Genomic DNA, 21980 nt, shown 5'->3' with positions numbered 1-21980 from the left:
GTTCCTTTTCCATCACGCTCCAGTGGTGCGGAAATAGCGCGTCATCAGGGCAGCCCACCAGCCGACGCTCATTCCGGCTCCGAGACCTACGATGATGTAGGGCATAAGAATCCAAAGGGGTTCCTGGGTTAGATTGCGGTTAAGAGCCAAGTAGACTTCGATGGAATAGCGCATCCCGAACAGGATGAGGCCGGTCACGAGCCAGAACGCGGTGCCGGGCATGCTGACGATCCCTTGCGACCGGTCGATGCCGATCCGCAAAACCATGGCCCAGGCGGCGCCAATCCCGATGCCCAGGAGACATCCCGTCAGCCAGAGCGGGAGAATATCGCCAAGACGCGTCGAACTGAGGAGCATGCCGAGCGCCACCGTCAGAAAGATCCCTGGCGCAAGGCTGAGACCGACAGGGCTTCTCCTGCCAGGGTGCAAGGCCGTCATGCCCAGGTAGACAATCAGCACGAGGACGCCCCAAACCCACGAGGGGGTTCCGGTAAGTATTGCCAAGACTGAACGCATGTGCTGATCCTTGGTGCAAATCCTGTATCGTTATATCTCTCCGGAAAGGCCGAGGAAACGTTCATCCGGCTTGTCACTCCTGGTCGTGCCCCTTGAGTGTCAAGCAGTTCACCTCGTGCTCTGCAGGAGTCTCCATGACCCGGTTCATCTGCATCCAGTGCGGCACCCAATTCGCCGAGACGGCCGCGCCACCACCGTCCTGCCCGATCTGCGAGGACGAGCGCCAGTGTGTGCGTTGGTCCGGACAGAAATGGACGACCTGCGAGGAATTGCGGGCGAGGCATCGCAACGTCTTCAACGAGGAGGGAGGACCTGTCGGCATCGGGATCGAGCCTGATTTCGCCATTGGGCAACGGGCGCTCGCGATACCCGCGGGAAGTGGCGCCATCCTGTGGGATTGCATATCCCTCGTGACGGAGGAGGCGGTCGAGCGCATCCGCCGCATGGGTGGCCTCAAGGCCATTGCGATCTCGCACCCGCATTTCTACTCCGCGATGGGCGAGTGGAGCGAAGCGTTCGACGGTGTGCCGGTCTATCTGCACAAGAATGACCGGTCGTGGGTCATGAATCGGCACCAGGCAATCCGGTTCTGGTCGGGCGAAGCCCTGGAGATCGCATCAGGCTTCACGTTGATCCGCACCGGCGGACATTTCGAGGGCAGCACGGTGCTGCATCATGCAGGCGGCGCGGAGGGCCGGGGCGATCTGTTCGTGGGGGACAGCATCTCGGTTCTCCAGGATCGCCGCCACGTCAGCTTCATGCGCAGCTATCCCAACGCCATTCCGCTCAATCGCGCCGCCGTGGAGCGGATCGGCGCGGCCGTCGCTCCTTACCCGTTCGAGCGGATCTTCGGGACCTCCGCACAGCGGCATATCTCACAGGACGGAAAGGGGGCGATGACCCGCTCCATCGAGCGATACTTGGCTGCGATCCGTGACTGAGCAGGTCGATAGGGCGTCGAGGCCACGGACCTTGCCATCCGCCCCAGCGCGCTTTAAGCCCCCGCAAACAGTTTCTCCACGTCATGGCCGGGCTTGTCCCGGCCATCCACGTCTTTGTCCAGCAAGACGGAGATCCCTGGAACAGGTCCGGGGATGACGACGACAAGGATTTCAGCTTATGCGCTCCCTCCAGCTCTTCGGCGACCGTGACCTTCGCCTCACCGAGATCGACGCCCCGCCGCCGCCCGCGCCCGGCGAGGTGCAGGTGCGGGTGAAGGCGCTGGCGCTGAACTTCCTCGACGTCTGGGGCTTTCGCGGCATGGCGTTCGCCAAGCGCAAGATGCCCCAGGCCGTGGGCGTCGAGGCTTCCGGCGAGATCGCGGCGGTCGGCGAGGGCGTCACCCGGTTCAAGGCGGGGGACCCGGTCACCATGTACGGCGCCGAGACCTGCGGCCATTGCAGCGCCTGCCGGAAGGGCTGGGACAATCTGTGCGAGAACGTCGCCGGCATCATGGGCTTTCACATCGACGGCTTCGCCCGCGAGCTGATCAACCGGCCCGAGCGCCTCGTGATCCCGGTGCCGCAGGGCGTCTCCTTCGAGCAGGCGGCCTGCGCACCCATCGGCTTCGGTACGGTGCAGCACATGCTGTTCGACAACGCCAAGCTCGAGCCCGGCGAGTCGATCCTCGTCCATGCGGGCGGCTCCGGCATCGGCACGGCGGCGATCAAGATGGCCAAGGCCATCGGCTGCACCGTCTACACGACGGTGGGCGACGACGAGAAGGGCGAGAAGGCGAAGGCCCTGGGCGCCGATTACGTCGTCAACTACCGCACCGAGCGCTTCGAGGGCGAGGTCCGGCGACTGACCAAGCGCAAGGGCGTCGACGTGGTGTTCGAGCATGTGGGCGCGGAGACCTGGAACGGTTCGCTGCTCTGCCTCAAGCGTGGCGGCCGCCTCGTCACCTGCGGCTCGACCTCGGGCGTCTCCACCACCATGAATCTGATGCAGCTCTTCCAGCAGCAATACCGGATCTTCGGGTCCTTCGGCTGCCGGATCGAGAACATCAGCCAGTCGCTCGACAAGATGGCCCAAGGCATGAGCCCGGTCATCGACGCGGTCTTCCCCCTGGACGAGTTCCAGAAAGGCCTCGAGCGGCTCGAGGGCCGCAAGGTCTTCGGCAAGGTGCTCGTGACGTTCTGAGCCGGAAGCCGGCCGCTCGGCCAATGAGCCGCGACCGCAGACCTTGACGAAACCGTCTCTCCGCGAAAAGACCCGGGGAGCTTCTTTTCAGGCCAGGATCCCGACAACGTGCAGCAGCCCCACCGCCCCCGCAGCCTCGTCTCACGCCTCACGGAGACGATCATGGTCGGCGTCGTGCGCGGCGTCTTCGGCCTGGCGCGCGCCCTGGGTCCCGAACGCTCCGGCGCGGTGGGCGCTGCCATCACCCGCACCTTCGGCCCCCTTCTCAAGGCACACAAGACTGCGCTGAACAACATCCGTGCGGTCCATCCAGAGAAGTCCGGGGCTGAGGTTAAGGCGCTCGCCATGGCCGCCTGGGACAATCTTGGACGCACGGCCGGCGAATACCCGCATCTCGGGCGCCTGTTCGACTTCGATCCGGAGAGCGATGTCCCCGGCCGCACCGAGGTCGACGGCATCGACCACTTCCTCAGCCTGAGGGACGACGGCAAGCCCGGCCTCATCTTCTCGGCCCATCTTGCCAATTGGGAACTGCCGGCGATCTGCGCCGCCCGCTTCGGGCTCGACACCACGGCGGTGTTCCGGGCACCCAACGATCCGGCCATCGCCCGCGTGCTGCACGAGATCCGAAGCGAGACCATGGGCAATCTCGAAGCGGCCCGCCAGGGCGCGGCCTTCGCTATGCAGGGGGCGCTGGAGAAGGGCGGGCATCTGGGCATGCTCATCGACCAACATTTCACCCGCGGGGTGATCGTGAACTTCATGGGCCGCCCGGCCCTGGTGAACCCGATCCTGGGAAAATTCGCCCGCCGCTTCGACTGCCCGGTTCATGGGGTGCGGGTGATCCGGCTGCCGAACCACCGCTTCCGCCTGCAGCTCACGCCGCCGCTCGATCTGCCGCGCGACCCGGACGGCCAGATCAACGTGCAGGGCGCCATGCAGGCCATGACCTCCGTTGTGGAGGAATGGGTGCGGGAATACCCGGAACAATGGCTGTGGATGCATCGTCGTTGGCGGGTGCCTGCAACCGCTCAAGGTAACGTGAGTTCACCTTGAGGCGGAATTCATGTTCCATGGCGGCATCATGGTATCCCAATTGAAAGCGACCCTGGCGGCCCTTGCATTCGCCGCTTTCCTGCAGCCCGCCTGGGCGGAGCCACCCCGCGCGGTGGTCGAACTCTTCACGAGCCAGGGCTGCTCCTCCTGCCCGCCGGCGGATGAGCTTCTGGTCGAATTTTCCCGCCAGCCGGACATCGTCGCCCTGTCGCTGCCGGTCAATTACTGGGACTATCTGGGTTGGAAGGACACGCTCGCCCATGTGGCCTTCACCGAGCGCCAGAAGGCCTATGCCCATTCCCGCAGCGACCGGCAGGTCTTCACGCCGCAGATGATCGTCAACGGCAAGAAGTCCTCCATCGGGTCCGACCGGGCTCAGGTCGAGAAGGCCATTCAGGTCACCACGAAGGGGCGCAAGACCCTGCCGGTGAATGTCGTCATCGATGAGCAGAACGACACGGTCACCATCACCGTCGAGGAGACGCCCGACACCACCCAGCGCGAGGCCGAGATCTGGATCCTGCCCGTGCTGAGATCGCAGACGGTGCCGATCGAGCGCGGCGAGAACCGCGGCAAGACCATCACCTACGCTAATGTGGTGCGCGGCCTGAACCGGGTCGGCGAATGGCGCGGCGGCTCCGCCCGCTTCGACGTGCCGCTCGACATGGCCCGCAAGGGCGGCGACGCCTATGTGGTGCTCCTGCAAGGCACCGATGCAGCCCGGCCCGGCCTTATCCTGGGGGCCGCGAAGGGCCCAGGCCTTTAATCCAGCAGGATGACCTTGTTGGGCAGCTCGTCCACGTCGTCGAGGTGGGGAGGAGCATGCTGGGCCAAGATCGCGCCCGTGCGCCGGATGGCCTCCTCCAAGCCTTCGATCATCCGGTCGTTGCGGATCGCGGCCGTCAGGTCCGCCACGATACCGGCCCAGATGCTCGGATCGACCCGATCCGCGACCCCTGTATCGGCCAGAATTTCCGCATGGTGCTCGGCCAGCGCCAGATAGATCAGCACCCCGGTCTTCTCCCGCGTGCGGGTCATCCCGCGCCGCAGGAACTCGCGCGAGGCCGCCTCGTGGGCCTGGGCATGCTTGATCGAGCGCGGCACGAGGGCGAAGCGCAGCTTCGGCCAGGAGAGGACAAGGCTCGATGCGAGAGCCACCCCAAGCTGGATCAGGAAGATGCGCGAGGTGCTGATGCCCGTGAGCCAGATCAGCGGCCAGGGCGTGACAAGCCCCGCGAGCATTGCCCAGAGCAGGGGAATGGCGCGGTAGTGCCCGGCCTGTTCGGCAATCACGAGCACGATCTCGCCGGAGGTCTCGCGCTCCACGTCGCCAATCACCCCGGCCAGACGGGCCTGTTCGTCGGTTGAAATCATCTACCAGCTCCCCGAAGCGCCGCCGCCGCCTGACGAGCCACCTCCTCCGGAGAAGCCGCCGCTCCCGCCGGACCATCCTCCACCGCCACCTCCCCACCCGCCGGTGGTGACGATCCAAGGACCATGGCGGCCTCGCCGGATGCCGCGCCTGCGGCCCGCCCCCATCTGGCGCGCGATCAGAAAGAACAGGATCAGCAGGATGACGAAGGCGATGACCGGATCGATGGCGGTGGTGCTGTCCTCACGCACCTGCGCCCGCCGCTGCCATTCCTCCGCATCGCCCGTGAGAATCGACAGCATGGCGTCGACTCCCGCATCGATGCCACCCGCGAAATTGCCTTTCTGGAACTGGGGCGCGATGGCCGTTGTGATGATGATCTTCGACAGGGCATCGGTGAGAGCGCCCTCCAGCCCGTAACCCACCTCGATGCGCACCTTGCGTTCCTGCGGCGCCACGAGAAGCAGCGCGCCGTTGTCCTTCCCCTTCTGGCCGAGCTGCCAGTGCCGGAACAGGCGGTTGGCGTAATCCTCGATCTCATAGCCTCCCAGCGAGCGCAGGGTCGCGACCACCACCTGATCCGTGGTCTTGTCCTCATGAGCTTTCAGCTTTGCTTCAAGCGCTGCCCGCTCCTCGGGCTTGAGGAGATTGGCTGCATCGACCACGCGGGCGGTCAGCGGCGGGAAGGTCTGGGCGAGGGCGGGAAAGGAGGAGAGGAGGGTGAAGAGCGCGATGACAGCTATGAGAAACGCTGTGCTGCCCTCTTCCCCCTTGTGGGGGAGAGCTGGAGAGGGAGGTGAGAGTGCCACCCTGGTCCAGTTCATCGCCGGCACCCCCACCCGGCCGCTGCTGCGGCTGGCTCTCCCCGCAAGGGGAGGGGACATGCCGTACTGCCACTCATTCCGTCAGAACTTTACCGGCGGCGGGCGGTCCGATCCGGCCGTTGCGGTGAACGTCTCCATGGGCTTCGCATCGGGATAGACGATGGAGGCGATCCAGCGGCCCGGAATCGTGCGCAGCTCCGTGTTGTAGGCCTGCACGGTCGTGATGTAGTCGCGCCGCGCCACGGCGATGCGGTTCTCGGTGCCCTCCAGCTGCGATTGCAGGGCTAGGAAGTTGGCGTTGGATTTCAGTTCCGGATAGCGCTCGACGGTGGCGAGCAAGCGGCCGAGCGCACCGGAGAGCTGGCTCTGCGCCTCCTGGAACTGGCGGAACTTCTCCGGGTCCGTGACCGTGGAGGCATCGACCTGCACCTGCGTGGCGCGGGCGCGGGCTTCCGTGACCTGGGTCAGCACCTCGCGCTCCTGCTGGGCGAAGCCTTTGACCGTCTCGACGAGGTTCGGGATGAGATCGGCCCGGCGCTGATACTGGTTCTGCACCTCGCTCCAGGCGGCCTTGGCCTGCTCCTCCAGGGTCGGGACGTTGTTGATGCCGCAGGCCGACAATCCGAACGCCAGGATCAGGCCCATCAGGCCTAAGCGGATCCGGGCGGCTGAGAGCAATGCGGTCATGTCTATCCTGTTCGCGGTTCTTCTTACCCCGCCCGGATCAACACATGGAGCAGGGGCGGCGTTTCAACAAGCGGCTTTGGGGTGGCCGTGCACACGGGATTGAGGCATGATCCCGCCGTCCTTCGCTTGGATTTGCTCCATGACCTTCCTGCCCGACGTCAGCACCCTGCTCACCTACTCGCTCGCCGCCATCCTGCTGTTCATCACGCCGGGCCCGGACATGAGCCTCTCCCTGGCCAAGACCATGGCGGGTGGGCGCAAGGCCGGCATGGCCGCGATGCTGGGCGCGATGGCAGGCTGCGGCGTTCATACGCTGCTGGCGGCGCTCGGCCTCTCGGCGCTGCTCGCCGCCTCCGTGACCGCCTTCACGGTGCTGAAAGTCGTCGGCGCGCTCTACCTGCTGTGGATGGCGTTCGATGCGGTGCGCAACGGCTCGGCGCTGAGCGTGAAGGAGGAGGGCCGGGCGGAGATCCCGTTCTGGAAGACCTTCTTCATGGGGGTCGGCATCAACCTGACGAATCCCAAGGTGGTGCTGTTTTTCGTGACCTTCCTGCCGCAGTTCGTGAACGCCGCGGACCCCCATGCTGCCGACAAGCTCCTGTTCCTGGGGCTCTACTTCATCGTACTCACGGCTCCCATGGGCATCCTGATGATCCTGGGCGCCGACAAGGTGATCGCGCTCCTGCGCGGCCGTCCGAAGCTCATGCGGGGAATCGACTATTCCTTCGCCGGCCTGTTCTCGGTCTTCGCCATCAAGATCCTGACGACGGCCCGGTAGACTCGGACCGCCTCGGCTCGCGCCCGCCGATGATGGCCCAGTAGACGAGGCCGGCCACCGCGCCGGTGAGCCCGAGAATGAGGCTCACATGCAGTTCCTCGGGGCTGGCGATCCGCGCCTGCCCGCGCAGGATCCACGGCACCGCCGCCGTGAGCACGCCTGTGGCGAGCCCATGCCAGAGAAGGCTGCGCATCCCCAGCACCTCGCTGACGATGGCAATCAGCAGGGGCGGGAAGATCAGCAGCGTGAACATGATCCGGCCGACCGCCAGGAAGGCGTCCTCCACGATGGGTCCGGGATCTTCCGCCGCAAAGACCGCATCGAGCAGCGACCAGAAGCCGACGAAGAGCGTATCGCCGGTCAGCAGCGCCATCACCGGGTCGACCATGGAGGCAATGAGGAAGAACGTGCCGCTCGCGCCGACGGCGATGAGAAGCGCGAAGGGGATCAGGATGAGCCAGCGGATCATGCCGGGTCTATAGCATGGGCTTTCTCAGGCGTCTGCCTGATGGCGATGCGCCAGTAGATCCAGCCGCAGATGGCGCCGGTAGGGGCCCCTATCGCCAAGGCATACAGCCATTCGTCGCCGAAGTTGGCAGGCGATGAGGTCAGGAGGGCGATGAAACATAAACCCGTCAGAGACCCGGCCATGATCGAAGCCCGTCTCGTGCGCCACTCAGCGGCATTCAGCAGGGCGGCGCAGAGCGCTGAAAGGATGAGGATCGGAATCCCTGCAACGGTGAGCACAACGGTGCTGATAGGGAGAAATTTCAGCAGAGATGGAAGCTCCAGAGGCTCTCCATGCCTCACCATATCAACCAACTCGACGTAAAGCCCTATCAGCAGCCCGGCGATATAGGGGGCAGCCGCAGTCGCAGCTATGATGCCCCAAATGTGGCGCTTCATCGTTACCTGAGGGTGTGACAGACTGCCCTGATGGTACGATATCTCGTGCCTATTGCAAGGATGCCCAGCACCGTGCCGATCCTGGGCACGGTGCCCCAATGACTGGGAGTTCTACTCCCCGTTCCCCACCGCATAAACGCCTTCGGCCCCGATGCCCTGCTCGGCCATCATGCGGGCGCGGGCGCGCAGCTTTTCGGTCTCGCTCTTCAGCTGGCCGCAGGCGGCCAGGATGTCCCGGCCGCGCGGGGTGCGCACGGGCGAGGCGTAGCCGGCGCGGTAGACGATCTCGGAGAAGCGCTCGATCCGCTCCCAGTCCGAGCACTCGTATTTCGAGCCCGGCCAGGGGTTGAACGGGATCAGGTTGATCTTCGCCGGAATGCCCTTGAGCAGCTGGACGAGCTTGCGGGCGTCAGAGTCCGAGTCGTTCACGCCTTTGAGCATCACGTACTCGAAGGTGATGCGGCGCGCATTCGACAGGCCGGGATAGGCCCGGCAGGCGTCGAGCAGCTGCTTGATGTCGTATTTGCGGTTGATCGGCACCAGCTCGTCGCGCAGCTCGTCGCGCACCGCGTGGAGCGAGATCGCCAGCATGGTGTTCGCTTCCGCACCCAGGCGCTCCATCTGCGGCACCACGCCGGAGGTGGAGACCGTGATGCGCCGGCGCGACAGGGTCAGGCCCTCGCCGTCCGACATCACGTCGATGGCGGCCACCACGTTGTCGGTGTTGTAGAGCGGCTCACCCATGCCCATGAACACGATGTTGGACACGAAACGCCCGCCATCACTCGGCACGAAGGCCCCTTCCGGCGGGGTGGCGCCGGGCCAGTCGCCGATGGCGTCGCGGGCGACGATCAGCTGCGCCACGATTTCGGCCGAGGTCAGGTTGCGCACGAGGCGCTGGGTGCCCGTGTGGCAGAACGAGCAGGTGAGCGTGCAGCCGACCTGGCTCGACACGCAGAGCGTGCCGCGATCAACTTCCGGAATATAGACGCACTCGATCTCCGCGCCCTTGTCGAGGGGGCCGGTGGAGGCCATGCGGATCAGCCACTTGCGGGTGCCGTCCTTCGACACCTGCTCGGAGACCACCTGCGGACGGGCAAGGGTATAAGCCGCCGCCAGCTTGGCGCGCAGCTCCTTGCCCATGTTGGTCATCTCGGCGAAGTCCCGGGCGCCCCGGAAATAGATCCAGTGCCAGAGCTGGGCCACGCGCATCTTGAACTCGCGCTCCGGCACGCCGATAGCAGCAAGCGAGTCCTTCAGCTGGTCGCGGGTGAGGCCGACGAGCGAGGCCCCACCGGGGGCAGCTCCCGCCGCGACGGTCAGCTCCGCGGTCTTTTCGATGAACCCGGCCGCGCGCGCGGCATCGCTGACGGCAACAGGAGCCGCATTGGGGTTGCGCTTGGCGATGTCGAGCACCGTCGCCATGGGAGATCATGCCTTCGTTGTTGGGAATTCGGCGGTCTTATAACACGATTGCGCCGGAAAAGTGAGCGTCAAACGCAAAATCCGGGCCTGAGGCCCGGAAGATGCTTATTGGTAGACTGGTTTTCAACCGTGCGGCAGGCTTTAGGACGCGCATTCCTTGCGGGCGTGCTCCAGGGCCTTGTTGAAGCCATTGAGGGAATAACGATCGGTCAGGCTGGAGCCACGGGCGGACTGCGTCTTCACCGTCATGGTGCCGCTCCTCGCCATGGTGGCGATGGCCTGGCCTTCCTCGGCCGGGTTCTTCAGCCAGGCATTGGTGGCCTTGGCCACCAAGGCATAGGACGTGTTGCCTACGGAAACCTCGGCGGGACCGTTCTCCTTGGCCGTGAAGCCGAACTCGAACGCCACCTCGTTCCTCACGTTCTCCGCCGGGCGGAAGGAGACGAAGAGATAGGCCGGGTCGCGGCTGACCGTCTTGGGCGTCCAGTCCTTCGGCCGGCTGAGCGCGTAGCAGATCTTCGAGCGACCGCTCTGGGCCATGTAGACCTCCCAGTCGCCATAGGACGTCACGAGCGAGCCGCCGGGGCTTGCAGCCCGGGCCGGCTTGGCCGTGCTGGCCGCCGCCGCTCCGGCCGCAGCTGCGGCTGGCTTGGCTGGCGAGGTTTTGGCCGACGGGGCAGGCTGAGCTGCCGGTTTCGCGGCGGGTTTGGCCGCAGGCTTGGCCGGGGCCGGGCGGGTTGAGGGCTGCGTCGAACGCTGGGCCTGAGCCAGGGCTGCAGGTCCGGTTCCGATGACGACAAGGGCGGAAAGGATGCCCGCGGCGATGCCGCGCTGGAAAGATGCAGGAGTCATGGGGCGGACCATAAAGCCGGATGGTTAAGAACTTTTCACCATCCCCGTTAAGGCGACGCCGGGCCATTGGCGATGCGTCGAAACGTGGCGGTTGCTTCAAGAATGCCGGTTCAGGCTGAACCGCAGCCCAATAAAAAGGGCCGCCTGAGCGACCCGTTTAGTATCCTTCAAAGCTTGTCGTTTTTGAAATTTGCGGAGGAGTTGAAATCACTTTGATGCTAACGGAATCACTTATATCGATAAGAAATAACATTGCAATAAGTATATATTCTTTTCTTCTGTGAACCTGCCGCAAAGTTTTCAAGCTTAACTTGAAGAGTCGGCCAGGGTCTTTCTGGCCCTTTCTTTGTGCTCTTCCGTGATGGACCCTGCCACCTGGGTGATGGCCGCCGCCAGCACCGCCGCATCGTCGGCAAAGCCGATCAGGGGCAGGATGTCGGCAATCGCATCGGTGGGGAACACGAAGTACGCGATGGCTCCGATGAGAATCAGCTTCACGCGGCTCGGGGTAGAGGGGTCGGTGGCGCAGAAATAGGCCGCCACGAGATCCTCCGCGAAGGGGATCTTGCCGGCCACGCGCTTGAACTTCTCCCAGAAGCGGCGCTTGAAGCCCTCCTCGTCGCGGGTCGCCTCGCGCATGGCCTCCATCTCGGCCTTGGTGAAACGCTTCATGAAGGGTTCGCTCATCCGGTCTGTTCCTTCCATGGTCTGCGTTCCCGTTGTGTCGAAGATACCGTAAGAGGTGTCCCAGCACAGGGAGAAAAGCGATGAAGCTCGACAAATTGATGGCAGCCGTCGTCACCGGGGGCGCTTCGGGCCTCGGCGAGGCCACGGCCCGCATGCTCGCGGCTAGTGGCGCGAAGGTGGCCATTCTCGATATGAACGCCGAGCGCGGCGGCGAGGTTGCTCGGGACATCGGCGCAGTCTTCTGCCGGGCCGACGTGACGGATGAGGCCTCCATCGATTCGGCGCTGGCCGCGGCCCGTGCGGCGAACGGCATCGAGCGCATTCTGGTGAACTGCGCCGGCATCGCGCCGGGCAAGCGCACGGTGTCGAAGAAGCGCGACACCGGCGAGCTGATCCCCCACGATCTGGCGAGCTTCCGCCGGGCGGTGGAGATCAACCTCATCGGCACCTACGCGATGATCTCGAAATGTGCCGCCGCCATGGCGGGTCTCGATCCGGTGACGCCCGACGGCGGACGCGGCGTCATCGTCAACACCTCGTCCGTGGCCGCGCAGGACGGGCAGATCGGCCAGGCGGCCTATTCCGCCTCCAAGGGCGGCGTGCTCGGCCTGACGCTTCCCGTCGCCCGCGATCTCTCCGGCTTCGGTATCCGGGTCATGACCATCATGCCGGGCCTGTTCCACACGCCGCTCTTCGAGGGCATTGCGGAGGATTACCGCAAGGCGCTGGAAGCCAACGTGCCGTTCCCCTCGCGTCTCGGGCGGCCCGAGGAATACGCCAACTTGGTCAAGGCCATCATCGAGAACGACATGCTCAACGGCGAGGGCATCCGCCTCGACGGCGCCCTGCGCATGCAGCCCAAATAAATTCGAATACACGTGCAGGCTGTCGCCGTGGCGATAGCCTGCTTTCTTGGATGGTGCTTGTCAGAGCACGAAGTCGGTGTGGGTCAGAACGAGGCTCTTGCTGAGCTTCGCGATCTGGACGGCGGCCTGGGCGCCCGTGCCATCTGCATCGAAGTAGAGCTTTCCGTTGTCTTCGTTGTAGAAGATGCGCGTATTCGCATCATGGGCTTGCGCCCCGACATGAAAAGCCTTCTCGGCCAGGAACCCGCCTTCCTTGGAGCCGCTGAGGTTGGGACCCGATAGCTTGATCTTGTCCTCCCCTGTCTTGAAGTCGGTGACGACATCGACGTTTCCGCCCTTCATCGCCTTAAGGATGAACGAGAAGGTGTCGCTGCCGCTGCCGCCGGTCAGCCGGTCCTGACCGAGGCCACCGATCAGAATATCGTCGCCGTCGCCGCCGTTGAGACGGTCGTTGCCGATGCCGCCATCCAGCACGTCGTTGCCAGCCCGGCCCCAGAGGACATCGTTGCCCGAGTCACCAAAAAAGCTGTTGTCGGCATCGTTGCCTTTGAGGGCATCAGCCTTGAGGGTGCCGATCAGGTTCTCGACCGAGACGAAGGTCTTCGTCCCGACACGCGTATTCTGAGCGCCGGAAAGGGCAAGATCCACGCGGGCGCCCACCTTGGGCATCCACATGACGACGTCCGTGGAAAGAACGGCAGTGTCAACGCCCTCACCGCCATCGAGGAGGTCATTGCCCGGGCCGCCGACGAGAGTGTCATCGCCAGCCCCGCCGTAGAGCTTGTCGTGGCCGTCTGCTCCGCCGCGGCTGCCGAGACCGAACAGAAGGTCGTTGTCTGCGCCGCCATTGATCGTGTCATGGCCACGGGTTGCAAACAGAACGTCCTTTCCGTCGGTGCCATCCACCACGATGCTGAACTTCTCGGGTTCCGGCGGCGTTTGGGTCGGCTTTGTCTTGGGTAGTCTCTGGTTCAACTTTGCCATAGGTCTGCTCACTAAGGTTTGAAAAATTGCATAGCATGCAATAAAGTTACGATACACATTCGATGAGCAATTTAGTCAAGCTGTCTCCGGCAAGAAAATCAGTTCACATAAGAATTATACTTCTTGAAGATGTGAAATTTAGAATAAAATCTTAGACAGAACTCTCCAATTAGAGGGGTTTATATCAAGATATTCATGTGATCACGTGAAATACTCTTCCTATGGAGGGTTTAGGCCAAAGCCGACACTGGCCTTTAAGACACATCTCCCCGATATTCGGGAAAGCTCCTGAGATCCTCGGTGCGGAGCCAGGCTTCGCGACGCTTCGTCCAAGCCTCGTAGGTGGGTGTGAACAGGTTGGGCTCGTCGAAGGCGCCGAGCTTGATCTCGATCTCGTCGCCGGCGTCCCTGTCGAACACCTGCGAGCCGCAGACGGGACAGAAGCAGCGCTCGGATTCCGGCGTGGCGGACCAGGTCCGGATCTGTCCCGTGATCGTCACCTGATCGACAGGGTAGATCACGAAGGCATTGAAAGGCGCGCCGCTGATCTTGCGGCAGGTCATGCAATGGCACAGGCCGACGCGCTTCGGCTCGCCTGCGGTCTTGAACGTCAGCTGGCCGCAGGCGCAGCCGCCCGTGAGGATGCGGGGTTCGACCATGGCCTACCTCTTCGTCAGGCCGGCGGCCATCTGGTCCATGCGCTGCGCCAGTTCGACGTCGCGGCGGGTGAGGCCCTTGGCATCATGGGTCGCGAGAGTAACCTCGACCCGGTTGTAGGTGTTGGACCATTCGGGGTGGTGGTTCATCGCCTCGGCCGCAAGCGCCACGCGGGTCATCCAGCCGAAGGCCTGGCTGAAATCGTCGAAGACGAAGCGCTTGGTGATCGCATCGCGCCCTTCGACCATCGCCCAGCCGTCAAGGGCGGGCAGCAGTTCCTGGCGCTCGGAGTCGGACAATCGGGGCATGAGCGGGCTTCACCTCAAGAGGACATGTCCTCTAGTGATGACGCCGCAGCACGCGGTTTCAAGGGGATCAGGCAATCCCGAGCAGCCGGATGAGCCCCAGGCTGATCGCGATCAGCACCAGGAGCGAGAGCGTCACGGCGAGCGTCACCCGCCCGCCGACCTTAGCCAGCACCTTGAGGTCCACGCCGAGCCCCAGTGCCGCCATCGAGATCACGGTGAGGAGCGTCGCGGCGGGCATCACGATCTGCAGGAGCGCTTCGGGAATGGCGCCGAGCGAGCGCAGCAGCGCAAGTCCCAGGAAGCCGATGATGAACCAGGGCACGAGCCGGCTGAAGGCGAGGCTCGGTTTCACACCCTCCGTCCGTCGGCCTGCCATGACCGACAGCCCGATCACCACCGGACCCAGCATCAGCACGCGCACGAGCTTCACGAGGGTGCCGATCTGCGTGCTCACGAGGCCGACCGGTATGGTAGCGGCCAGCACCTGCGGCACCGCATAGACGGTGAGGCCCGCGAGCACCCCGTATTGCGTCATCGACAGGCCGACGAGCGGCACCAGCCCGGGCAGGGCGAGCACCACGATCACGCCGAGAATCGCCGTGAAGGCGATGGCCGAGGCCACGTCCGCGGGCTTCGCGCCGATCACCGGCGCAACCGCCGCAATCGCCGAGTTGCCGCAGATCGCGTTGCCGCAGGCAACCAGCACCGCCATGCGCTTCGGCAGGCCGAGCTCCCGCCCGAGCGCGTAGCTTGCGCCGAGAGCCAGGGCCACCACAATGGCGATGCCGAGGATGAGCCCGAGGCCCGCATCCAGCACCGCCTGGAAGCTGATCGAGGCGCCGAGCAGCATCACGGCGATCTCGAGCAAGGTCTTGGCGGAAAATCCGATGCCGGGAGACCAGCGCCGATCAGGTGTCCAAAGCGTGCGCAGAAGGGTGCCGAGCAGGATCGCGATGACGATGGCCTCGAGCCAGACCCGGCCGGTCCAGTGCTCCTCGATCCGCTGAAGTCCCATGGCGGCGAGCGCAACGCCTGCGCAAAGGGCAATGCCCGGTGCCAGCTGCACGATGCGGTTTTGGATCATGGGATTGGTTCAGCCCTGCGTGTCGTGAGGAGGGGCTATTCGCAAGGCTGACAGGATGCAAGCGAAACGCGCCACTGTCATTCCCGGGAGGACGCGCAGCGGAGAGGAAGGGAATCCACCTACACCCTCAGCGCCATGGATCCCCTTCCCGCACTGCGTGCGCCGGGGATGACACCGGAGGCTTCGATCCTTATTCAAGCCTCAAAGCCATCCTCGATGGCGCGCCAGTTCTGCGTCAGCGTGAACGTGTCACGGTCGATGACGATGAAGCAGCCGCCGCCGGGATGCTGCGGGCGGCTCTCCTGCCCGATCTCCACGGTCTGAAGATGAGCCGTGAGCAGGCAGCCGACGGCGCCATGGGACACGACAACGATATCGCCGGAGGTCTGGTCTTCGCGCAGGATGCGGCTCACTGCCTTCACGATGCGCGTCTGCGCGTCGATGGCGCGCTCCCAGCCGCGGATGCTTTCGTACGGGCGACTGAAGAATGCGCGCACCACCTCCCAGAATTCCGGCGGGGCGATGAAGCCCGTGGACGAGCGGTCGTTCTCGCCAAGATCCTCATGCGTCGCGTAAGGCAGACCGATCCGCTCCGCCACGATGGCGGCGCCATCCCGCGCTTTCCGCTCGTTGCTCGCATGAACGGCCGTGATGGTGCGGCCCGCGAGCAGATCCACGAACCGCTCCATGCGGGCACGCCCGGTGGAATTGAGCGGCCATTCGGTGATCGGCTGGCCGGGGTCGATGACCACTTCGGGATGGGTGAGAAAGATGAGCGAAGCCATAACCGTGGCTGTAACAGTCCCGCCTGGGCGCGTCGAGCCTAGCTCAAGGGGTAGGCTGCCTCGATCACATAAGGTCCGCCGCCCACGGAGGCCCGTGACGAATAGAGCACGAACCGGTGCGCCGTGAAGGTGAGCTTCGGAAAGTGGCCGTGGGTCGCAATGTAATGCGCCACGTCGACAGGGGAGGCCTGCTTTAGGCGCGCCAGGGTAATGTGCGGCGTGAACTTGCGCGCCTCAGGTTCAAGACCGACCTGGCGCAGGAAACGCTCCTGCTCCGCATGCAGCTCGTTCAGCTCCCCGCTCCCGGACGTTCGGGCGAAGACCGCGCGCGGCTTCGAGCCGCCGAAGCTGTCGAGCCCATCGATGGTGAGGGTGAGCGGAGCGCGCTGGCGCCTCTCGCCGAGGATCGAAGTCACATCATCGGCCATGCGCTCGTCGATGTCGCCGATGAAGCGCAGGGTGATGTGGTAGTTCTCGGGCTCGACCCAGCGTGCGCCGGGAAGCCCACCGCGAAAGCCCGACAGCGCCAGGGCGATCTCGGCCGGGATCTCGATGCCGGTGAACAGACGTGGCATGCGGCACCTCCCGGGGCTTGCTGATGCCAACTCAGACGATTGGCGGCGGGGTTTGTTCCGGATTGTCAGGTGTCATCCCGGGCGAAGCGTAGCGCAGATCCGGGATCGTTGGACGAGAATGGTGCAGGAACCTCGACAGTGTCATTCCCGCGAAGGCGGGAATCCATAACCACTGACGGCACCGAACTGATTGAAGGTCGTGGTTATGGATCCCGGGCTCCGCTCACGCGGCCCCGGGATGACAGCGCTTTACTCGTCTTGCGATCCCGGATCGGCTTCGCCGTCCGGGATGACGCTGCGGTTGTTATGGGCAGGGATTGCAGTGCTCGACGTGAATCGCGTCGATGCGCTTTTCCAGCTCCGGCGTGATCGTCACGTTGACCGAGGCGATGTCCGTCTTCAGCTGCTCCATGGAGGTGGCGCCGATGATGTTGGACGTCATGAAGGGGCGCGAGTTGACGAAGGCCAAGGCCATCTGGGCCGGGTCGAGGCCGAACTCACGCGCCAGCGCCACGTATTTGCGGATCGCCGCCTCGGCGGTGGCGTTCTCGTAGCGCTGGCCGCGCCCGAACAGGGTGGTGCGGGTTCCGGCCGGGCGGGCGCCGTCGAGATACTTGCCCGTGAGATAGCCCTGCGCCAGCGGCGAATAGGCGAGCAGGCTCACGTTTTCGTGCATCGTCACCTCGGCCAGCGCCACCTCGTAGGTGCGGTTGAGGAGGTTATAGGCGTTCTGGATCGACTGCGCCCGCGCCAGGCCCTTGGCATCGGCGTGCTTAAGGAACGTCATGGTGCCCCAGGCGCTCTCGTTGGAGAGGCCGAAATGGCGGATCTTTCCGGCCTTCACCAAGTCGGTCATGATCTCGACCGTCTCGGCGATGGGGTGGGATTGGCCTTCCTGATGGCGGAAGATCGTCGGGTTTGAGCCCCAGGGCATGGGGCGGTCGGGCCAGTGGATCTGGTAGAGGTCGATATAGTCGGTCTGCAGCCGCTTGAGGCTCTTGTTCACCGCCTCCTCGATCTGCTTGCGGGAGAGCTCGGCCTTGGAGCCGTCGTCCCGGTACCAGGTGCTGTCGGAGCGTCCCACCACTTTGGAGGCGAGGATCACCTTGTCGCGGGAGCCGCGGGACTTGAACCAGGAGCCGATGATCCGCTCCGTGGAGCCTTGGGTCTCGGGCTTGGGCGGAATCGAGTAGAGCTCGGCGGTGTCGAAGAAGTTGACGCCCTGGTCGAGGGCGTAATCCATCTGCTCATGGCCCTGGGCCTCCGTGTTCTGCTGGCCCCAGGTCATGGTGCCGAGGCAGATGAGGCTGACATTGAGATCCGTGCGGCCGAGGCGGCGATATTCCATAGGTACAGGCTCCTCGCGGCGACAGGATCCGCCGCGTTCAGGCAGGAATGACGCGCTGACGACGATCAGCGCTGGGCGATGCGGGCGAGAAAGCTCTCGACGGTGGGCAGGATGCGCGCGACGATGATCTCGATCCCCTTGGCCGTCGGGTGCATGCCATCGGGCAGGTTGAGGGACCGCTCGCCGGCGACTCCGTCCAGGAAAAAGGGATAGAGCACAAGGTCGTGCTTCTTCGCAATGTCCGGATAGAGGCTGTCGAATTTCTGCACGTAATCCGGGCCGAGATTGCGCGAGGCATACATGCCCGCGAGCATCACCGGGATGTTGCGGGCCTTCAACCGCTGGACGATGGCATCGATGTTCCTGCGGGTGAGCGCCGGATCGAGCCCGCGCAGCATGTCGTTGGCGCCGAGCTCCAGGATCACCCCGTCGGTGCCGTCAGGCACGGACCAGTCGAGCCGGTCGAGGCCGCCAGAGGAGGTGTCGCCGGAGACGCCTGCATTGGCAACCTCCACCTTGTGGCCCCGCGCTTTAAGCGCCCGCTCCAGCGCCACCGGAAAGGCCGCCTCCTGCGGCAATCCGTAGCCCGCGCTCAGGCTGTCGCCCAGCGCCACCAGGCGGATGGGCCTGCCTTGAGCCTGAGCGGCAGGGGCAAGCACGGGGACGATCATGGCGGCAAGGGCCGCCGCACACGCAAATATGATCGTCATGAATGGGCCGGATTGGCGCTTCATCGATAGGCTTCCCATCTATGCCGGACTAGAACCGGGTTATCTTTCGAGTTTCCAACAGATCGGGTGACTGGGCATGCAGGACAAGGCCATCGCGCTGCACGATGTCGATTTGAGCCTCGGGCGCGGGGCCGCACGGGTGCATATCCTCAAGGGAATTTCGCTGAACATCCCCAAAGGCGAGGCGGTGGGGCTCGTCGGCCCCTCGGGCTCCGGCAAATCGACCCTGCTCATGACCATGGCAGGACTTGAGCGCCCCGATTCCGGAAAAGTGATCGTCGACGGCACCGACCTGTCGGGCCTCGACGAGGATGCGCTGGCGCGCTTTCGCGGCCGGCGCATCGGCATCGTGTTCCAGTCCTTCCACCTCGTGCCCACCATGACGGCCCTGGAGAATGTGGCGCTGCCCCTGGAGCTTGCCGGCGAGGATGAGGCCTTCGAGCGCGCTGAGGCCGAGCTGCAGGCCGTGGGCCTTGGGTCTCGTCTGCACCATTATCCGGCTCAGCTGTCCGGCGGCGAGCAGCAGCGCGTGGCTATTGCCCGCGCCATCGTGCCCAATCCGGCGATTCTCGTGGCCGACGAGCCCACCGGCAACCTCGACGAGAACACCGGCGGGTCCATCATCGACCTGCTCTTCGCCCTCAAGCGCGACCGGGGCGCGACCCTGGTGCTCGTGACCCACGACCTCAACCTCGCCCGCCTGTGCGACCGCATGGTGCGCCTGCGCTCCGGGCAGCTGGAGGCCGATGCCGCCTCCGCCGTGGCCTAAGGACAAACCCCATGCACGGCACCCTTCCGGCCACGCCGCAGAGGCGCTCTTCGTCGTCCCGCCTGCCGCTCCTGCTGCGCCTCGCTTTCCGAGAGCTGCGCGCGGGGCTCAAAGGCTTCGGGATCTTCCTCGCCTGCATCGCGCTCGGCGTTGCGGCGATTGCCAGCGTCTCGTCCCTGTCCCGGTCGCTCACCGAGGGCATTTCCCGCGAGGGCCGCCGAATTCTCGGCGGCGACATGGCCTTCTCCCTGATCCAGCGCGAAGCAGCCGCACCCGAGCGCGCCTTCCTGGAATCGCAGGGCCGGGTCAACGTGATCGCCTCCATGCGCGCCATGGCGGTAGCCGGCGACAAGGGCTCCGGCCTCGTCGAGATGAAGGCGGTCGACGCCGGCTACCCCACCGTTGGTGCCCTTGAAACCGACCCGCAGCGTCCCCCTGCCGAGCTCTTTGCCGAACGCGACGGCGCCTTCGGGGCAGCGGTCGATTCGGCGCTTCTCGCGCGGCTCGACCTCAAGGTCGGCGACCGGGTGACGGTGGGCGGCGCCAATGTGGAATTGCGGGCGCGTCTCGTGTCCGAGCCCGACAAGATCGCCGATGGCATCGGCTTCGGGCCACGGCTGCTGCTGTCACGGGAGGCGCTGAATGCGACCGGCCTCGTGCAGCCCGGCAGCCTCGTGCGCTGGACCTACCGGCTCATCCTGCCGCCGGAGGTGTCCACCGAGGAGGGGCTGACCCGGATCGAGGCGGAGGCAGGGCGCGTTCTGCCGGAGGCCGGTTGGAACATCCGCACCCGCCTGAATGCCGATCCGCGCTTTGCCCGCAACATCGAGCGCTTCACCCAGTTCCTCACGCTCGTCGGCCTCACGGCCCTGCTCGTGGGCGGCGTCGGCGTCGCCAATGCGGTGCGCGGCTTCGTCGACCGCAAGCGGGCGTCCATCGCCACCTTGAAGAGTCTCGGTGCGCCAGGCGGGCAGGTGGTGGTGCTCTACCTCACGCAGGTGATGCTGATCGCCATCGTGGGCATTGGCATCGGCCTTGCCTTCGGGGCGGCTCTGCCGTTCGTGATCACGGCGCTTTTCGGGCATCTTCTGCCGATCCCAATCCAGCCGACGCTGGCCTGGAGCGAACTCGGCATTGCGCTGCTCTACGGGGTGCTGACCGCGCTCGTCTTCGCCATTGCGCCTTTGGGCCGCGCCCATGACGTGCCGGTCTCAGGCCTGTTCCGCGACCAGATCGATCCCGAGCGGCGTTGGCCGCGCAAGCGCTATGTGACGGCGCTCATCCTGTCTGTGGTGGCGCTCGTGGGGCTGTCGGTGCTCGCGGCCTATGACCGGCGGGTTGCCCTGATGTTCGTGGCCGCAGCCGCAGGATCCTTCGCGCTCCTGCGTGTCGTGGCCTTCGGGATCATGGCGCTCGCCCGCCGCCTGCCGCGCCCGCGGAGCACCTCGCCGCGGCTGGCCCTTGCCAACATTCACCGGCCCGGTGCGCTCACGCCCTCGCTCGTGCTCTCATTGGGGCTCGGCATCACGCTCCTGGTCACGCTCGCGGTCATCGACAGCAACTTCACCCGCCAGCTCACCCAGAGCCTGCCGCAGCGGGCACCCAGCTTCTTCTTCCTCGACATCCCGAACCAGCAGGCGGATGCCTTCGAGGGCTTCCTGAAGCAACAGGCATCCGATGCGCAGATCGAGCGCGTGCCCATGATGCGCGGTCGTCTCGTCACCCTGGGCGGCCGGCCCGTGGCCGAGATCAAGGCCGAGGAGGACATCGCCTGGGTGCTGTCGGGCGACCGCGGCATCACCTATGCCAAGGCGCCGCCGGAGGGCTCGAAGATCGTGCAGGGCGAGTGGTGGCCGGAGGATTACCGCGGCAAGCCGCTGGTCTCCTTCGACCGGAAGATCGCCGAGGGCCTGGGGCTGAAGATCGGCGACGAGATTACCGTCAACGTGCTCGGGCGCAACATCAGCGCCACCATCTCGAACCTGCGCGAGGTCGAGTGGCGCTCCATGGGCATCAACTTCGTCATGGTGTTCTCGCCCAATGCCTTCGCGGGTGCGCCGCACACGCATCTCGCCACCGTCACCTTCCCGAACGGCTCCGACGAGGCGCTCGATGCTCGCATCCTGCGCAGCTCCGCCCAGGCCTATCCCATGGTCACGAGCGTGCGGGTAAAGGATGCCCTGGAGGCGGTGAACGACGTGGTCTCGCAGCTCGTCATGGCGATTCGCGGCGCAAGCTCCATCGCGCTGATCGCGAGCCTCCTGGTGCTGGCGGGCGCTCTCGCTGCCGGCCACCGGGCGCGGCTCTACGATGCGGTGGTGCTCAAGACCCTGGGAGCCACCCGCGCCCGGCTGCTCTCGGCCTATGCGCTCGAATATGGGCTCCTGGGCGTGGCGACAGCTGTATTCGGCCTGCTGGCAGGCTCGCTCGCCGCCTATTTCATCGTCGAGCGCGTCATGAACCTAAGCTTTACCCTAGATTTGTCGGGCGCCATCCTGGCTTCAGCCTTGGCGGTTCTCGTGAGCGTCGGATTAGGCCTGCTCGGAACCTGGCGGATCTTAAGTCAAAAACCGGCTCAGTATTTAAGAAACCTTTAAGCCGCGCGGGCACGGCGGCGTTATAAAGGAG

25 protein-coding genes are annotated in these 21980 nt (G+C 65.0%); 8 read left to right on the top strand and 17 right to left on the bottom strand.

The features are described 5' to 3' along the window. Positions 1-12 precede the first annotated feature (12 nt). Positions 13-516 (bottom strand): hypothetical protein, encoded by a 504-nt coding sequence (locus tag MA07_RS02560; protein WP_036346549.1) that lies wholly within the window; start codon positions 514-516, stop codon positions 13-15. A gap of 134 nt (positions 517-650) precedes the next feature. Between MA07_RS02560 and MA07_RS02555 the strand changes: the two genes are divergently transcribed. The 4 genes from MA07_RS02555 to MA07_RS02540 all read left to right on the top strand — a co-directional run bounded on the left by MA07_RS02555 (position 651) and on the right by MA07_RS02540 (position 4480). Beyond that, positions 651-1457 (top strand): MBL fold metallo-hydrolase, encoded by an 807-nt coding sequence (locus MA07_RS02555; RefSeq protein WP_036346547.1) that lies wholly within the window; start codon positions 651-653, stop codon positions 1455-1457. A 178-nt stretch (positions 1458-1635) separates the two neighbouring features. Next, the gene (locus tag MA07_RS02550) at positions 1636-2658 is read left to right on the top strand and encodes a zinc-binding dehydrogenase (RefSeq protein WP_036346544.1); all 1023 of its coding nucleotides are present in this window, start codon (positions 1636-1638) and stop codon (positions 2656-2658) included. A gap of 108 nt (positions 2659-2766) precedes the next feature. Further along, on the top strand, positions 2767-3714 hold the full coding sequence (locus MA07_RS02545; protein ID WP_036346541.1) for a lipid A biosynthesis lauroyl acyltransferase: 948 nt from the start codon (positions 2767-2769) through the stop codon (positions 3712-3714). Between the two features lie 28 nt (positions 3715-3742). Continuing rightward, positions 3743-4480: a DUF1223 domain-containing protein gene (locus MA07_RS02540; RefSeq protein ID WP_036346769.1), complete on the top strand. Its 738-nt coding sequence runs from the start codon at positions 3743-3745 to the stop codon at positions 4478-4480. Here the strand turns inward: MA07_RS02540 and MA07_RS02535 are convergent. Genes MA07_RS02535 through MA07_RS02525 form a run of 3 tightly spaced genes read right to left on the bottom strand, consistent with a single transcriptional unit; the run spans position 4477 to position 6555 of the window. Continuing rightward, entirely contained in the window at positions 4477-5088 is a 612-nt protein-coding gene (locus MA07_RS02535; protein WP_036346538.1) for a hypothetical protein, read from the bottom strand. The genes MA07_RS02540 and MA07_RS02535 overlap by 4 nt on opposite strands. Continuing rightward, on the bottom strand, positions 5089-5970 hold the full coding sequence (locus MA07_RS02530; RefSeq protein ID WP_244445135.1) for a YgcG family protein: 882 nt from the start codon (positions 5968-5970) through the stop codon (positions 5089-5091). A gap of 21 nt (positions 5971-5991) precedes the next feature. Then, positions 5992-6555 carry a LemA family protein gene (locus MA07_RS02525; RefSeq protein ID WP_244445136.1) on the bottom strand — a complete coding sequence of 188 codons (564 nt, stop codon included), beginning with the start codon at positions 6553-6555 and terminating at the stop codon, positions 5992-5994. A 181-nt stretch (positions 6556-6736) separates the two neighbouring features. Here MA07_RS02525 and MA07_RS02520 point away from each other — a divergent pair, with 181 nt between their 5' ends. Then, on the top strand, positions 6737-7375 hold the full coding sequence (locus MA07_RS02520) for a LysE family translocator (protein WP_036346765.1): 639 nt from the start codon (positions 6737-6739) through the stop codon (positions 7373-7375). Here MA07_RS02520 and MA07_RS02515 read toward each other — a convergent pair. The 5 genes from MA07_RS02515 to MA07_RS02490 all read right to left on the bottom strand — a co-directional run bounded on the left by MA07_RS02515 (position 7350) and on the right by MA07_RS02490 (position 11245). Further along, complete coding sequence (locus MA07_RS02515; protein ID WP_052002764.1) at positions 7350-7844, bottom strand: hypothetical protein; 495 nt, start codon at positions 7842-7844, stop codon at positions 7350-7352. The genes MA07_RS02520 and MA07_RS02515 overlap by 26 nt on opposite strands. After that, complete coding sequence (locus MA07_RS02510; RefSeq protein WP_036346533.1) at positions 7841-8281, bottom strand: hypothetical protein; 441 nt, start codon at positions 8279-8281, stop codon at positions 7841-7843. The genes MA07_RS02515 and MA07_RS02510 overlap by 4 nt, the downstream gene beginning before the upstream one ends. Before the next feature lie 111 nt (positions 8282-8392). Continuing rightward, on the bottom strand, positions 8393-9706 hold the full coding sequence (rlmN, locus tag MA07_RS02505) for a 23S rRNA (adenine(2503)-C(2))-methyltransferase RlmN (protein ID WP_244445134.1): 1314 nt from the start codon (positions 9704-9706) through the stop codon (positions 8393-8395). A 141-nt stretch (positions 9707-9847) separates the two neighbouring features. Then, entirely contained in the window at positions 9848-10558 is a 711-nt protein-coding gene (locus MA07_RS27460) for a hypothetical protein (RefSeq protein ID WP_052002763.1), read from the bottom strand. Positions 10559-10864: 306 nt separating this feature from the next. After that, positions 10865-11245, bottom strand: a complete 381-nt coding sequence (locus tag MA07_RS02490; RefSeq protein WP_081928732.1) for a YkvA family protein — start codon at positions 11243-11245, stop codon at positions 10865-10867. A gap of 80 nt (positions 11246-11325) precedes the next feature. Between MA07_RS02490 and MA07_RS02485 the strand changes: the two genes are divergently transcribed. Next, entirely contained in the window at positions 11326-12111 is a 786-nt protein-coding gene (locus MA07_RS02485) for an SDR family NAD(P)-dependent oxidoreductase (RefSeq protein WP_036346530.1), read from the top strand. Between the two features lie 60 nt (positions 12112-12171). On the opposite strand, the gene MA07_RS02480 is transcribed toward MA07_RS02485, so the two are convergent. The 8 genes from MA07_RS02480 to MA07_RS02445 all read right to left on the bottom strand — a co-directional run bounded on the left by MA07_RS02480 (position 12172) and on the right by MA07_RS02445 (position 18586). Further along, positions 12172-13095, bottom strand: a complete 924-nt coding sequence (locus MA07_RS02480) for a calcium-binding protein (RefSeq protein ID WP_036346528.1) — start codon at positions 13093-13095, stop codon at positions 12172-12174. Positions 13096-13349: 254 nt separating this feature from the next. Continuing rightward, positions 13350-13754 carry a GFA family protein gene (locus tag MA07_RS02475; RefSeq protein WP_036346525.1) on the bottom strand — a complete coding sequence of 135 codons (405 nt, stop codon included), beginning with the start codon at positions 13752-13754 and terminating at the stop codon, positions 13350-13352. Positions 13755-13757: 3 nt separating this feature from the next. Next, a complete protein-coding gene (locus MA07_RS02470) occupies positions 13758-14060 on the bottom strand; it encodes a 4a-hydroxytetrahydrobiopterin dehydratase (RefSeq protein ID WP_036346523.1) in 303 nt (100 codons plus the stop codon). A gap of 67 nt (positions 14061-14127) precedes the next feature. Then, positions 14128-15144, bottom strand: a complete 1017-nt coding sequence (locus tag MA07_RS02465) for a YeiH family protein (RefSeq protein ID WP_036346520.1) — start codon at positions 15142-15144, stop codon at positions 14128-14130. Between the two features lie 194 nt (positions 15145-15338). Beyond that, complete coding sequence (locus tag MA07_RS02460; RefSeq protein WP_036346518.1) at positions 15339-15929, bottom strand: histidine phosphatase family protein; 591 nt, start codon at positions 15927-15929, stop codon at positions 15339-15341. A 38-nt stretch (positions 15930-15967) separates the two neighbouring features. After that, on the bottom strand, positions 15968-16504 hold the full coding sequence (gene thpR, locus MA07_RS02455; protein WP_036346516.1) for an RNA 2',3'-cyclic phosphodiesterase: 537 nt from the start codon (positions 16502-16504) through the stop codon (positions 15968-15970). Positions 16505-16808: 304 nt separating this feature from the next. Next, positions 16809-17852 carry an aldo/keto reductase gene (locus tag MA07_RS02450; protein ID WP_036346513.1) on the bottom strand — a complete coding sequence of 348 codons (1044 nt, stop codon included), beginning with the start codon at positions 17850-17852 and terminating at the stop codon, positions 16809-16811. A 65-nt stretch (positions 17853-17917) separates the two neighbouring features. Then, on the bottom strand, positions 17918-18586 hold the full coding sequence (locus MA07_RS02445) for an arylesterase (RefSeq protein ID WP_081928731.1): 669 nt from the start codon (positions 18584-18586) through the stop codon (positions 17918-17920). Between the two features lie 73 nt (positions 18587-18659). Here MA07_RS02445 and MA07_RS02440 point away from each other — a divergent pair, with 73 nt between their 5' ends. Both MA07_RS02440 and MA07_RS02435 read left to right on the top strand, forming a co-directional pair. Continuing rightward, on the top strand, positions 18660-19352 hold the full coding sequence (locus MA07_RS02440; RefSeq protein ID WP_036346511.1) for an ABC transporter ATP-binding protein: 693 nt from the start codon (positions 18660-18662) through the stop codon (positions 19350-19352). An 11-nt stretch (positions 19353-19363) separates the two neighbouring features. Continuing rightward, the gene (locus MA07_RS02435) at positions 19364-21949 is read left to right on the top strand and encodes an ABC transporter permease (RefSeq protein WP_036346509.1); all 2586 of its coding nucleotides are present in this window, start codon (positions 19364-19366) and stop codon (positions 21947-21949) included. Positions 21950-21980 lie beyond the last annotated feature (31 nt).

This window comes from Microvirga sp. BSC39, assembly GCF_000739015.1.
In the GTDB taxonomy this organism is placed as follows: Bacteria; Pseudomonadota; Alphaproteobacteria; order Rhizobiales; family Beijerinckiaceae; genus Microvirga.
The sequence above is the reverse complement of the archived record's forward strand: the minus strand, read 5'-3'. Positions and strand labels throughout refer to the sequence as shown.